A 12,868-nucleotide genomic window follows, 5' to 3' on the forward strand; every position below is an offset into this window, starting at 1 on the left:
CTATGGAAAAATGTCTGGATAACATGAAATTTATCAGTTCAAGCGGTAGTCTATTTCTCTTGCATAAAGCAGAGCACTCTGTATAAATAGAGATAAATAGCCTGTAGATTGTTGATTTACTTATCTTTAAAAATGATTCGATTGATCTATTCATTGGGCTGTTTGCTAATCACTACCCTTAGCAGCATAAGTTCCTTTGCCCAAACTACAAGAGACAATATTCAGAAAAATAATCTCAAAGAATTAACCACTCTTTTAGAAGCTACAAAGCCTAGTGACTCATTGGCAGGAATATATTTAACGAGGATGATTAACCTTACTGAAAAAGAAGGGAATTATGATTTGATGGCTGATCTGGCCATTCAATTTTTTCATCACCCATCACCTTCTATTCAAACTCCCAAGCTGAAAAAAGAGGTCCTTAAAAGAGCAATTACCCATGAACTAAAAGTAAGTGATTCTAAAAATAGAGGAACTCTACACCTGAAATTAGCCGGATCCTATTTCAACCTAGAGCAATTTGACTCGGCCATAGTGGAGTATGGAATAGCAATAGAAAGATTCGCAAAAAAGGATTCCATTTTGATAGCAGATTCTTACTTCTTTCGTGGACAAGCAAGAGATTATAAAGGAGACCTACTTGGAGGTATGCAGGATTATCAAACCGCCAAAGATATCTACCATGCACTTGAAGACGAAGAATATGTTAACTATGTAGATGGTGGGATGGCTATTTTGTTTAGCAAATTTGCCATTTATAATGAGGCAGAAAAAATCAGAAATTCTCTTATCTCGATTTATAAAAAAAGTGAAAACACCTTCGATGCTGCGATTCAACTTTACAATCAATCTGAGGATTTTGGGAGACAAGGAAGATTCGACGATCAGCTAAGCTATCTCACAAGTGCTGATTCGCTGACGCCATTTGACCCACAGGATTATTATACCGAAAGCATGATTAAGCTTTCACTAAGCAACTTCTTTGGAGAGCATGGGGATTTGACAAAGCAGAAAGAGTACTTCGCTCAGGCGCAAGAAATGATTTCATTTGTGCCAGAAGTAGCTAGTACCAGTCCCGTTTATCTCAATGCCAAAGCTCAGTTAGAATATTCACAAGGAAATTTATTAGCTGCCAACAAGCTTGTTCAAGAGTCCTTAAGCGCGGCCAAAGAATCCAAAAACATGGATCATTTAATCAAAGCCTACCGTCTACTAGGAGAAACGTACCAAGATCTGGGTCAGTCGGCCAAAGCATATGAAATCCGAGAAGAATTGACCCGCTATACTGATTCAATATTCGCAGCTAATCAAGCGACTACTTTCTCCTATTACCAGACACTTTATGAGACAGAAAGAAAAGAGAGAGAGATCCTGACGAAAACTCAGGAGATAGAATCAATCAATCAGAGTAACGAAGCCAAACTTAGAATTATAGCAGTCATCGTATTTGTGCTGATTATTTCAGCTGTCTTAATTTTCCTCTGGAAAAACTTGCAGCACGAAAAGAAGAAGAAACAAATGCAATCAAGATTTTCTCAAGAACTCCTTAAAAACCAGGAAGCAGAGCGAGTAAGAATATCCAAAGATCTCCACGATGGCTTAGGGCAAAGCCTACTTTTGATCAAAAACAAAGTTGCCCTGTCTAAGGACAATACTACCGGTGAATTATTGGATACGGCCATAAGCGAATTACGATCAATTGCCAGATCGCTTCACCCCATGCAACTAGAAAAACTCGGCCTGAGTAAAGCCGCTGAACACTTACTAGATCAAATAGATCGCGAAACGGAAATATTTGTTTCCTCTGAGATCGAGGAGCTAAAAGGAGTTTTGAAAAAAGAAGAGGAATTACAACTATATAGAATCCTTCAAGAATCAATCAATAATGTCCTAAAACACTCCGAGGCAAGCGCATTGCGGGTTTTATTCCAAAGAATTGAAAAAGGAGTAGAACTGAAGATCGAAGACAATGGCAAAGGGTTTGATTTTTCGGAAAAATTGAATGACTTTCAAAGCCTCGGGTTGAAAACGCTAAAGGAACGGATTGCCTCCATGCAAGGAAGTATGAAAGTTACTAGTGAAAAAGGCTCAGGAACCAGCTTAAGTTTTGTCGTTTATGTCTAGTCAAAAGCCAACAGTAATCATTGCGGATGATCATCCCATTCTTTTGAAAGGATTGTACGATTTCTTAAGCGACATGGGATTGGACATCATAGGTATGGCCAATGAGGGGCAGAGCGCACTAGATCTTATTATCAAATTCAATCCTCAGCTTGCTATTTTAGACATGGAAATGCCTAAAAAAACTGGGCTTGAGATTGCTGCCGACTGCAAGAAACTTGGCCTCTCCACTAAAGTGATCCTACTTACACTTCATAAAGAAATTTACCTCTACCATCAGGCCAAGGAATTGAACCTGTCAGGTTATATTTTGAAGGAATTTGCGCTCGATGACTTATCAAAAGCTGTATCTAAAGTTTTAGCTGGAGGACAATTTTTCAGCGAGAAAATTTTCGAAGGTCTCAAAGAAAATAAGTATCAATCAGGTGAAAATCCCTTAACACCTTCAGAAGTAAAAATCCTTAGATTATTAGCGGACGGACTTTCTACCAAGGAAATTGCCAACAAACTTTTTATATCCGAGCGGACTGTAGACAAGCACAGGAGCAATATGATTGTAAAGCTTCAACTAGAAAAAAAGCATAACTCTCTGTTAATCTGGGCTCAAAAGAACCGTGATATTATAGATTGAGCGTATTTTGTCCTAAGTGAAATCAAAATATACGTGTTTATACGTATTGAGTCGTCTCTTAATTTTGGCTAGGTTTGGTTTAAGATTTCAGCACAAACCAACTTTTTTTCCAAAATGAAAATATCTAGCCTACAGGGGGATTTTAAAGTAATCCAAACTATAAAAAATCATGACGAGTTACTTGTCTTAGGATCTTGGCAGGATTTGGTTAGAATGTTTGATAGTAGCAGAACTTTTCTGGTGAACAGAAGTGAATCGCTTTTTGGCATCTACCTCTGCAAACAAGAATGTGCTGAGTTCATGAATAAAATAATTCAGGATATTGATTACAATGAGTGGGAAAACTTTAAGATAGAGGCGCCTACTTACCACAAACAATTCCAAGCATAAGGGTGATATTTTTTCAGCAGTAAACTTCAAGAGCTGCGCGGATCATATGATCAACGGTTTTTTCAGCTTTTTTATCAAACTCTCCAGTAGGCCTATTCGCCACAATTGCATTAAGACTAAGAACACGATGATTAAGTAGTTGCCCCATAGCATAATAGCCGGCGGTTTCCATCTCAAAGTTTGTCATCTTCAAACCCGAAACTTCCAACGAAGCCAATCGCTCGATCATATTATCCATTTTTGGTTTCAGCCTGATTTCTCTTCCTTGTGGAGCATAGAAACCTGGAGCCGTAAGCGTGACTCCTCGGAAAAATTCATTAGGCAATTTTTGCAATAATTCAGGTGAAGCTGAGGCTTGGTATGGCAAAAAAGTAAGGTCAAGTGTTCTCTGAACCAACCTCGACCAGTCCTGACTTCCTTCCAATTTTGGATAAAACTGCATCAACGTATCTACACCCACTGCAATCTCTGAAGCCAACAAACTACCAACAGGTAAGTCTGCCTGCATGCTCCCAGAAGTTCCTAATCGGATAATTTCCAAACTAGTTTCTGAGGGCTTTACTGTATGCGTTTTGAGATCCACATTTACTAAGGAGTCCAATTCAGTCATCAGAATCTCTACATTATCCGTCCCCATACCCGTACTCATCACGGTAACTCGCTTGCCTCTCAATCTTCCTGTATGAGTGACAAATTCACGCTTATTCCCCTTGAAATCAATTTGGTCAAAGTATTTAGATACCAAAGCAACCCGGTCTGGATCTCCCACGGTAAAAACAAGAGAAGCCAGGTTCTCTGGCTTCAAATGCAAATGATAAATGCTTCCATCAGCATTCAGTATCAGTTCGGATTCTGGAATTTGTCTACTCACACTACAAGTTAAACAATTGATTTTTCTTTGCCTTTACGGACAAGGCCTTTATACGGATTATAACCGTTAGTATTTTTCTGATAGTAACCTGTACCATCGTATTTTCTCTTTTCAGGATTCTCCTTGCACTCGGAGGAACAAGTTCCTTCCATTTCCCAACCACATTCTTCGCACATGGCAACATGCGCGTTACAGGTTTGATTAGCACAGTTCACCATACGATCTGAAGGTGTACCGCACACGTGGCAAGTAGATACAATCTTCGGATTAACAGTATTCACATCCACCGCGATTCTATTGTCAAATACGTAACACTTGCCTTCGAAATCTTCTCCTCCAGCTTCCATTCCGTATTTGATGATACCTCCGTGTAGTTGGTATACATCTTCAAAACCCTGCTCCAAAAGGAATGCAGATGCTTTTTCACATTTGATTCCGCCAGTGCAATAGGTTAAAACCTTCTTGTTTTTCAGATGCTCCAGTTCTTTTACTTTTTCAGGGAAATCGCGGAAGTTGTCAATATCAAGCGTTAACGCATTTTTGAAACGCCCCAACTCATGTTCGTAATTAGAACGAACATCTAGGATGACAACATCTTCTTGATCCTTCAAGGCTTTGAATTGCTCAGGATCGAGATGCTTACCTGTTTTTACGTTAGGATCGAGATGTCTCAGTGCACTGTGGACAATCTCAGGCTTGTATCGCACGTGAGTTTTGGTAAATGCGTGCTTGTCATGCGAATCTATTTTAAATTCAGTTTTAGCAAACCTCGAATCAGCATGGATATAGGCCATGTATTTCTCGCAGTCTCCCACTAAACCAGAAACAGTTCCGTTCAGTCCCTCATCAGAAATGATGACTCTTCCACGGATGTTATTCTCAACACAAAACAGGTGATGCTGCTCGCGATATTCTTCAGGATTATCAATCTTGGCGTAGCAGTAATAAAGGAGGATTTGGTAATTGGTGTTTTCCATAACTTGAGCCCTGTTGCGGCAGGGTGTTTAAGAATTTTAGATTTGAAATTTCAAATTTCAAATTAGTACGTACTATTTAACTTTTGCGGCAGGGTTTCCAAAGACTGTTTCATTTGACCCAACTGAAGAGATCACCACTGATCCGGCACCTACTCGAGCATTTTTGCCGATAGTTAGGCCAGATATAATAGTCGCTCCAGAACCAATGAAAGCACCTTCTTCAATCGTCACTTCGGAATTGATCACTGAGCCAGCTCCGATTTGGACGAAATCTCCCAACTTAGCCTTGTGCTCTATGATCGCTGCGGAATTGATAATACAATGACTTCCGATCTCTGCTCCAGCACCTATATTCACATTGGCATTGATGAAATTACCATGACCGATAGTAGCGTCAGTAGAAATAAATGATCGTCTATGAATAGCATTCACAGGCTGTACCTTGCGACGATCGTTCAATAGTTCTACCAAGAATTTACGATACTTCGGATTCTCTTCTGCTACAAAAGCCTCTGTCTTTTGACCGATTAGCTTCAAGAAACCGTCGTCCTCAGGATTTCCTAGTACGGAAACTGTGTTAATCTCAGTTCCATGAATTTTTTCATCCTCATCCAAAAACCCAAATACAACGACATTGTTGCTATTGAATATCTCTAGCGCGGGATGGGCGATGCCTTTTGCCCCAAAAATAATAACTGGTTTTTCCATAGTTTTCTGCAATTCAGGCTGCAAAAATACAGGAATTCACTGGCTTACCCAAGAATCACTTGGATTCAGTTTTGATCAGCGTTTGGGCAATTTTGCATTGGAGACATTTTTTCGGTTGGCAATAATTCTTAAATAAGCCGATCATTCCTTGTGAGTCGAAGGCATTCTCTGCAGTCCATCCGTGAGATTTAAATCGTCGGATGATATAATTATTCTCCGCTGAAACTTCCTGTAAAAGATCGAAACACCGTTCTTGCCAGTCTGGCTCCTCAAAATATCGCCCGTAGGCAAACCAAAGCGGAATGACATAATTGATAACAAGTAGCTCTAGCGCAGTAGTGGAAATCCCCGAGCTCGTCTGTCGCTCTGATGGTTTCCCAAAATTGAAATGATACTGCCAATAATCACTAGGCTTCACTCTCAGTAATTTCTTCATTCCTGCAAAATCTCTGGAATCCTGCAACACTGACTGGAGTAAACTCGGTGCATTGGATAAAATAGCCGCTAATTGAGCAATTCTTAACGTAGGAAAATTACTAGGGCGCACACTCATAAACGTCCAATGTTGCCGCTTCATGGTGGCATCCCAATCGTATTTCTTGCGATAAAAATCATGCTCCCGAATCAAATGCTGCACATACGGTTCCTCAGATTCTGACGGTAATAAGCCTGCTTGACCCATGAGGATTGCTTCCAAAACAGGCAATTGATCTCTGTGTTTTTGGAGGGTTTTGTAGGGCACCAAAGTAGCCAATTCGCCCATGGCCTGGCTATTGGTTTTAAAGCCGAAACAAACAAAAAGCCAACGATAAGCCGTTTCTTCCCAGTTGTCTGTGGTTTCTTTGAGCAAATTTAGAATCAAGGAAGATTTTTCATGCAGTCTCTCGACGAGAGATTTCTCCATAGCAGAAAAGCGAACAATCTCAGGCACATCCTTCAGTCCATGTGCGCAAGGTAATTCAGATTTGTAATCAAGCATTTGCTCATAATTCCGCCAGATGTCCAGAAAAATCAATCCTTTCAGTTCCAAGGTTGGCATAGAAGTCCCGTCATTTCTCAGGACTTCCTGATCATTTTCCCAAACCACATGTAGCACCACAGAATTATAGGCAGGATTACCGCCGTGTGCGTGCTGCTTCCATTCGCTAGCTAATCGATGTACTTCTACATGACCGTGGAGGATAACATTATCGATCACTACGACAGAGTCGCGAAAATCTGGCCCTTCACTTAGATTATGAAATCCAACTTGAATTATTTTCAGAACCTCATGATCTGTTGTTCGAAGTTCTTTCTTGTCGAAGTATTGATACTTCCATACTAGCTGTAAAAAATCCTCTTTGAAATTCATAAAAGTTCAGGCTAAAAATCAAATGAATTTAGCAAAAAGCTGAAAAATAAAAAAGTCAGGAAACCCTGACTTTCAAAATATTACCTGATAAAAATTCAGATTAAAGGTACTGCTCAAGCAAACTTGTCATCTCCACCTGCAATTTCTTCGCTTCGCTGCGGGCTACCTTAGCAAAATCCCTTTCAGAAGAAGCGTAAATAATCCCACGGCTGGAATTGACCAAAAGCCCACAGCTGGAATTCATACCATATTTGGCTACTTCGGCTAAGCTTCCACCTTGTGCTCCAACTCCCGGTACGAGGAAGAAATTATCAGGAACTAGCTTTCTCACTTCACCGATCAATTCGCCACGCGTTGCACCTACCACATACATTAGATTTTCAGGCGAACCCCATTCCTGGCTTTTCTCCAAAACAGACTGATAGAGGGGTTTACCATTTTCATCCTTGATCAATTGAAAATCCATCGAGCCGGCATTTGAAGTTAAGGCAAGGAGTATCACCCATTTGTTCTCAAATTCTAAAAAAGGTGTCACACTATCTGCTCCCATGTACGGAGCGACGGTCACAGAATCAAAGTTCATTTGCTCAAAAAATGCCTTTGCGTAAAGTTTGGATGTGTTTCCTATATCTCCGCGTTTTGCGTCAGCGATGGTGAATATATCTTTTGGGATAAATTCCAGAACTTTTTGAAGTGTCTCCCAACCTTTTGGACCCAAAGCCTCGAAGAAAGCGATATTTGGTTTGTAGGCTACTGCATAATCCGCTGTTTCCTCGATAATCTCCTTGCAAAAGCTGTAGATCGGATCTGCTTCACTTTTCAGATGAGTCGGGATTTTAGCGAGATCAGCATCGAGGCCAACACATAGAAAAGATGATTTTTGCTGGATTTGGGAGAAAAGTTCTGCTCGGGTCATGGATTGTAGGATTTTGACAAAGGTAGGAAAAATGAGTTTTTATAAGGTATTCATACCTAAGTCTTCTTCCGTGCACTTTTAAAGTAGCATTTTAAATTTGCAAGGATGAGTATTTATTATTTTATTGATTTACAGCGAATTATAATTTTTAAGTCAAAATAAATTTTAAATTCAATTTTGGTTGAATCTTACTATTTATATGAGTTGACCAACTTCTTAGACATAAAAAAAGCTCCCAAGTTGGGAGCTTTTAATTCTTATATAAAGAACTTCAATCGAATCACTTCTTGCTCAGAAAGGAATCGGTAGTGTCCGCGTTTCAAATCTTTTTTATCTAATTTGGCATAGACCACACGATCCAAGGCAGTAACATCGTATCCCAAGTGTGCAAATATTCTTCTTACGATACGGTTTCTTCCAATATGAATTTCCAGACCAAGAATAGATCGATCGAGAGACAATACCTGCAAATCATCCACGTCAGCTTTTCCATCTTCCAAGGTCAAACCTTCGATGATAGCTTCCTCGTCCTTCTTGGTTAGTGGTTTATCCAACGTCACCTGATATATCTTTTTAATCTCATTCGAGGGATGAGAAAGCTTCGCTGCTAATTCTCCATCATTCGTGAATAACAGAAGTCCAGTGGTATTTCTATCCAATCTACCGACAGGGAATATTCGCTCTTCACAGGCATTTCCTACCAGATTCATCACAGTTTTGCGATCCATAGGATCATCAGTAGTGGTGATGAAGTCCTTTGGTTTGTTCAAAAGCACATACACAGGCTTCTCTGGATTTATTTTACGTCCTTGATAGACTACTCTATCCGTACGCTTCACTTGCTTGCCCATCTCAGTGCATACAAGTCCATTTACTGTCACCAAACCTTGAGAAATCAATGAATCAGCTTCTCTTCGGCTGCATATACCTGAGTTGGCAATGTATTTATTCAGACGCAGAAGTGTCTCGTCGTTTGTAAGTTTTGCTTTCTTCTGAGGAAGCGAATCAAAATTATAATCAGGTCTTTCTACATTGGTATCCTGATCTACAAAGCGGCTCTTTCCGAATCCTTTACGATCAGGCTTATCTGACTTGTAGGTAGGCTTGCCTTCGGCAAAAACTGGTTTTTGATCTCTGCCACGACCTTTGTATATCAATCCGCCTGGCTTTTCAGATGATGCTGGCTTGCCAGATTTAGCATCTCTGTTATAAGGCTTTGGAGCATCTGAATCATCTTTTTTGGCAAAAAATTGCTTTTTCGAAGTGCTAGGTTTTTGAGAATCCTCAAAAGTAGATCCTTGCTCTTTTTTAGGACCGAAATTGGGCTTGGAGGCAAACTTGGATTTAGAACCAAATTTCTTTTCTCCTAACGTTTTGAAGCCGTCTTTTTTCTGTCTCGGTTTTTTGTTGAAGTCGGAGAAATCATCTTCACTTTTGCTAAAAGGCTTTTTCCCTGCGCCTGACTTCGAAAATCCTGAATCTTTGGATTTATTAAATCCTTCTGATTTTCCTTTGTAACCACCTCTTTGTCCTGAATTGGAAGAGTTGGAATCTTTTTTACCTTCGCCGAAAAACGGCTTTTTTGAATTATTATCTTTCATAGAATTGCAGCATCCCTGCTGGATTGATTGTAAATTATTAAGCGATTGAAAACCAATCCCTTAATCGGGCTGCAAAGATACGTCCTATCTAGATATTTCTAATCATCAACTTCAAAATTTTTCCTGAAGCACTATTTCTGGTTTTTGTAAAAATATTCAGTTGCCTTTCTAACAGAGCCTTCACTGATTAGCAATCCTTTGGCTGTTTCTTCATCCAGTCCCGTTGCTTCCCTGATCATCTTGGTACCACGATCCACCAATTTCGCATTGGAAAGCTGCATATCTACCATTTTATTGCCCTTCACTTTACCCAGTTTGATCATAACCGAAGTGGAGATCATATTGAGAATTAGCTTCTGAGCTGTACCAGCCTTCATTCTTGTACTTCCTGTGATAAATTCCGGGCCTACCACTGCCTCAATAGGATGATCAACTTCCATGGAAAGCGGCGATGCAGGATTGCATGTAATACTTCCTGTCAAAAGCCCTGATGAGCGAGCTGACTTTACGCCGCCGATCACATAAGGTGTAGTACCAGAAGCTGCGATTCCTATTACGGTATCTTCAGTATTGAATCCATATTCTAAAATATCTTTCCAAGCTTGATCTGGATTGTCCTCGGCATTCTCTACTGCTTTTCTGATCGCTTTGTCGCCACCGGCAATTAATCCTAATACAACATCAAAAGGAACGCCATAAGTAGGAGGGCACTCAGATGCATCTAACACTCCTAGTCGCCCGCTTGTACCTGCACCTATATAAATCAATCTGCCTCCTTTTTCCATCCGTGGAACTATCTTTTCCACTAAAGCGCTTATTTCCGGAATCACTTTCTCTACTGCCAGTGGGACTTTCTTGTCCTCTGTATTGATATTATGCAGCAAATCCAACAAATCCATTTGCTCTAAATTGTCATAATGAGAGGTGCTTTCAGTTACTTTCATATTCATAAGGCTTCTAGGTGGTAAAGTGTCAAACCTGCAATAGGGCTTTCTATTATTAAATTCACATTGATCTGCACGTCTGAGGCAGCTTTGCGAAGAATATCAGAATTGTAAAAAGCAATTGATCCTACAAAATTCACAGGCTTTTCCTTGTAATCTTTGTACTTCATCACATGCTGCTTGAAAAACTCCTGAAAGGAATTGTAATAGAGCATGTAGCAGTATGGATTGGACTTGTGCTCAGTAATGAATCTACAAAAACTTGCCATGTATCGATTCGGAAATGGCTTTTGATAAACATTTTCCTGAATCGTTATGGTAGAAAGATTAAAGCTGTCAATTAAGTCTTGCTTGATCTGGGCTGGCATTTCGTCATTGATAAAATCTTTCAACAACTTCCTTCCAATGTAGCCTCCTCCTCCTTCATCACCAAAAATATATCCTGGAGCAGGTCGTCTGTCTACGATTTCCTTTCCATCGTAATCACAGCTATTCGATCCAGTTCCCAAAATACAGGCAATTCCAGCCTGATGACCACAGGTCGATTTGGCAGCAGCAGCTAGGTCATGATCTATTGTTATTATTGCCTTTGGAAAAACAGTTTTCAATGCTGAAGAAACCTCGCTTTTCCGATCTGGACTAGAGCAGCCGGCACCATAGAAATATATCTCTTCTATTTCGCTTTCTAGATTTATCAGGAAATCATCCTGCATCTGAATAGCCATTTCTTCAGAGTTTTGATAATAAGGATTAAACCCCATCCCTCGATGCTGACTAATTCTTCGATCGGAATGAATTACTCTCCAGTCCGTCTTACTTGAACCACTATCTGCGATTAAAATCATCTATGCTAATTGCCCAATGGCTTGAAATTTTTCAAATACTTTTTCGGTATGGGGAGCATCAGGAAGCTCCTCTGTGAGATCCTGACCTGCCCAATGTTCGTAATGCATGCCCTTTTTCCAAAGTCTAGAACTACTTACATCATAAATCACGCCTTGGTAGGCTACCCATATTTCCGGTTTGTCCTGACCATTCCGCAAGGCTAACTGCTGCTTAGTATATATTTTCATATGGTCATTATTTGATTTTTAAAGGCCATATGGAATCTCGCATGACGGATATGCACCTTACTAAGTGAGGCTTGAAACATGCTCGATTTCATTAAAGCAACTTGATCTGAGCATTGATCCAACGCTCTGGTATCTCACCTTTCTGAGCCATCTGATAGTCAGCATAGCTGCAAGGAACGGTACTCACGCGGTCAAATTTCTCAGTTTCATTATGAGGAATTTCCATCCACCATTTGCCACTTCTCTTGCTTTTATAGAACACCAAGGTATTTGGTTTGGCGTCCAATGACACAGTGTATTTAGTATAATCGCTGCTTTTGAAAGAAAGGCTGTCCTTACGAGAATAAAATCCTTCCAAGAAATACCAAATCATTACAGACACCACCTTCGCAGTCTTATTTGCCGCATCGTCATAATATGGTTCGTAACCATATATTCCTATAGAACTCAATTTCTCATTGGTTCCAGCAAACCAGCAAATCTGACAAGCTTCTTCGGCGGTCAAACCGAAAGGTTCGGCATTTACTGCCCCCGGAGCATCCGCAGACTGTATCGCGCATAAGTCAAAGCTCAACAAATCCGCATTTCGGATCAAAGGCTCTACTTCTTTGAACTCATTTCTCAATTCTCCCAAGCGTACATGCTCGAAGTAAAGTTTTTCTACCACATTGATCAAAGACGGATCCACTAAGAAGCTTTGGTAAGCTAAATGTGCAGAAGAAAAGAGAAAATTAGGCTGATGAAGGATGATTTCCTGTGTATGCTGATCAGCAAGAGGCCCGTCTTCTTCCATATCCAATTTGGCATCCACGGTCAAAAGACTAACCAGCTTTTTCATTTTCTGGTAGGACAAATACTGTCCATAATCCAGATCATGCGATCCTCCAAAATAGATAGGCAAAATCTGATTCTTCATCAGGTAGTCTCCTACTTCCTGGATTCTTTGGTAGGTATCACTTAGCTTTTCTCCAGAAATCAAATCTCCCAAATCAGCAACTCGATAAGCACCAAAGCCTTTTTTCAATTCATAGAGCTTCTCACGAATCTCACTACTTCCTCGATCTGCACTTTCGACTCTAGCCAAACCTCGATTTTCTTTGATCCCAACTAAAGCAATTTGTACTCCTTTGAGATCTGGGAACTCCTCTCCGAAAAAGTGTATTTGCTTGAAGAATGAATTGTCTGGGTATTTTTTCTGCCAAAGGTATTCGGCTACGGGATCAAAATAGGATTGGATATTCATAAAGGGCGATAGTCTAAAGTAAAAATAATCAAAAAAGGCTCT

The 12,868-nt window shown here is 40.1% G+C and carries 13 protein-coding genes; 3 read left to right on the forward strand and 10 right to left on the reverse strand.

Annotated features, from left to right (window positions below; translation table 11 throughout):
- Positions 1-306 precede the first annotated feature (306 nt).
- The 3 genes from BM291_RS00220 to BM291_RS00230 all read left to right on the forward strand — a co-directional run bounded on the left by BM291_RS00220 (position 307) and on the right by BM291_RS00230 (position 3,142).
- A complete protein-coding gene (locus BM291_RS00220) occupies positions 307-2,124 on the forward strand; it encodes a tetratricopeptide repeat-containing sensor histidine kinase (protein ID WP_175499624.1) in 1,818 nt (605 codons plus the stop codon).
- Positions 2,117-2,752, forward strand: a complete 636-nt coding sequence (locus tag BM291_RS00225; protein WP_092894164.1) for a response regulator transcription factor — start codon at positions 2,117-2,119, stop codon at positions 2,750-2,752. The genes BM291_RS00220 and BM291_RS00225 overlap by 8 nt, the downstream gene beginning before the upstream one ends.
- A gap of 114 nt (positions 2,753-2,866) precedes the next feature.
- The gene (locus BM291_RS00230; RefSeq protein ID WP_092894165.1) at positions 2,867-3,142 is read left to right on the forward strand and encodes a hypothetical protein; all 276 of its coding nucleotides are present in this window, start codon (positions 2,867-2,869) and stop codon (positions 3,140-3,142) included.
- A 13-nt stretch (positions 3,143-3,155) separates the two neighbouring features.
- On the opposite strand, the gene BM291_RS00235 is transcribed toward BM291_RS00230, so the two are convergent.
- From BM291_RS00235 to BM291_RS00280, 10 genes are all read right to left on the reverse strand, one after another.
- Positions 3,156-4,013, reverse strand: a complete 858-nt coding sequence (locus tag BM291_RS00235) for a nucleoside phosphorylase (protein WP_092894166.1) — start codon at positions 4,011-4,013, stop codon at positions 3,156-3,158.
- A gap of 8 nt (positions 4,014-4,021) precedes the next feature.
- Positions 4,022-4,990: an oxygen-dependent tRNA uridine(34) hydroxylase TrhO gene (gene trhO, locus BM291_RS00240; protein WP_092894167.1), complete on the reverse strand. Its 969-nt coding sequence runs from the start codon at positions 4,988-4,990 to the stop codon at positions 4,022-4,024.
- Between the two features lie 72 nt (positions 4,991-5,062).
- Complete coding sequence (locus tag BM291_RS00245; protein WP_092894168.1) at positions 5,063-5,698, reverse strand: acetyltransferase; 636 nt, start codon at positions 5,696-5,698, stop codon at positions 5,063-5,065.
- 55 nt (positions 5,699-5,753) lie between these two features.
- Positions 5,754-7,049 carry a DUF2851 family protein gene (locus BM291_RS00250; RefSeq protein ID WP_092894169.1) on the reverse strand — a complete coding sequence of 432 codons (1,296 nt, stop codon included), beginning with the start codon at positions 7,047-7,049 and terminating at the stop codon, positions 5,754-5,756.
- Positions 7,050-7,149: 100 nt separating this feature from the next.
- A complete protein-coding gene (pyrF, locus tag BM291_RS00255) occupies positions 7,150-7,965 on the reverse strand; it encodes an orotidine-5'-phosphate decarboxylase (RefSeq protein WP_092894170.1) in 816 nt (271 codons plus the stop codon).
- Between the two features lie 257 nt (positions 7,966-8,222).
- On the reverse strand, positions 8,223-9,566 hold the full coding sequence (locus BM291_RS00260; RefSeq protein ID WP_092894171.1) for a pseudouridine synthase: 1,344 nt from the start codon (positions 9,564-9,566) through the stop codon (positions 8,223-8,225).
- Positions 9,567-9,697: 131 nt separating this feature from the next.
- Complete coding sequence (gene murQ, locus BM291_RS00265) at positions 9,698-10,510, reverse strand: N-acetylmuramic acid 6-phosphate etherase (protein WP_092894554.1); 813 nt, start codon at positions 10,508-10,510, stop codon at positions 9,698-9,700.
- Positions 10,511-10,512: 2 nt separating this feature from the next.
- The gene (locus tag BM291_RS00270) at positions 10,513-11,355 is read right to left on the reverse strand and encodes an N-acetylglucosamine kinase (protein ID WP_092894172.1); all 843 of its coding nucleotides are present in this window, start codon (positions 11,353-11,355) and stop codon (positions 10,513-10,515) included.
- Positions 11,356-11,583, reverse strand: a complete 228-nt coding sequence (locus BM291_RS00275; protein ID WP_092894173.1) for a cytochrome b5 domain-containing protein — start codon at positions 11,581-11,583, stop codon at positions 11,356-11,358. It abuts the gene before it with no gap.
- A 91-nt stretch (positions 11,584-11,674) separates the two neighbouring features.
- A complete protein-coding gene (locus BM291_RS00280) occupies positions 11,675-12,826 on the reverse strand; it encodes a formimidoylglutamase (RefSeq protein WP_092894174.1) in 1,152 nt (383 codons plus the stop codon).
- Between the last annotated feature and the right edge of the window lie 42 nt (positions 12,827-12,868).

Origin of the sequence: Algoriphagus aquimarinus (assembly GCF_900112005.1) — a bacterium.
In the GTDB taxonomy this organism is placed as follows: domain Bacteria; phylum Bacteroidota; class Bacteroidia; order Cytophagales; family Cyclobacteriaceae; genus Algoriphagus; species Algoriphagus aquimarinus.

Coding starts and splice junctions, on each gene's coding strand:
- BM291_RS00250 (WP_092894169.1), bottom strand. CDS start 7,049: ATGAATTTCAAAGAGGATTTTTTACAGCTAGTATGGAAGTATCAATAC.
- pyrF (WP_092894170.1), bottom strand. CDS start 7,965: ATGACCCGAGCAGAACTTTTCTCCCAAATCCAGCAAAAATCATCTTTT.
- BM291_RS00245 (WP_092894168.1), bottom strand. CDS start 5,698: ATGGAAAAACCAGTTATTATTTTTGGGGCAAAAGGCATCGCCCATCCC.
- trhO (WP_092894167.1), bottom strand. CDS start 4,990: ATGGAAAACACCAATTACCAAATCCTCCTTTATTACTGCTACGCCAAG.
- BM291_RS00270 (WP_092894172.1), bottom strand. CDS start 11,355: ATGATTTTAATCGCAGATAGTGGTTCAAGTAAGACGGACTGGAGAGTA.
- BM291_RS00220 (WP_175499624.1), top strand. CDS start 307: ATGATTAACCTTACTGAAAAAGAAGGGAATTATGATTTGATGGCTGAT.
- BM291_RS00260 (WP_092894171.1), bottom strand. CDS start 9,566: ATGAAAGATAATAATTCAAAAAAGCCGTTTTTCGGCGAAGGTAAAAAA.
- BM291_RS00275 (WP_092894173.1), bottom strand. CDS start 11,583: ATGAAAATATATACTAAGCAGCAGTTAGCCTTGCGGAATGGTCAGGAC.
- murQ (WP_092894554.1), bottom strand. CDS start 10,510: ATGAAAGTAACTGAAAGCACCTCTCATTATGACAATTTAGAGCAAATG.
- BM291_RS00225 (WP_092894164.1), top strand. CDS start 2,117: ATGTCTAGTCAAAAGCCAACAGTAATCATTGCGGATGATCATCCCATT.
- BM291_RS00280 (WP_092894174.1), bottom strand. CDS start 12,826: ATGAATATCCAATCCTATTTTGATCCCGTAGCCGAATACCTTTGGCAG.
- BM291_RS00230 (WP_092894165.1), top strand. CDS start 2,867: ATGAAAATATCTAGCCTACAGGGGGATTTTAAAGTAATCCAAACTATA.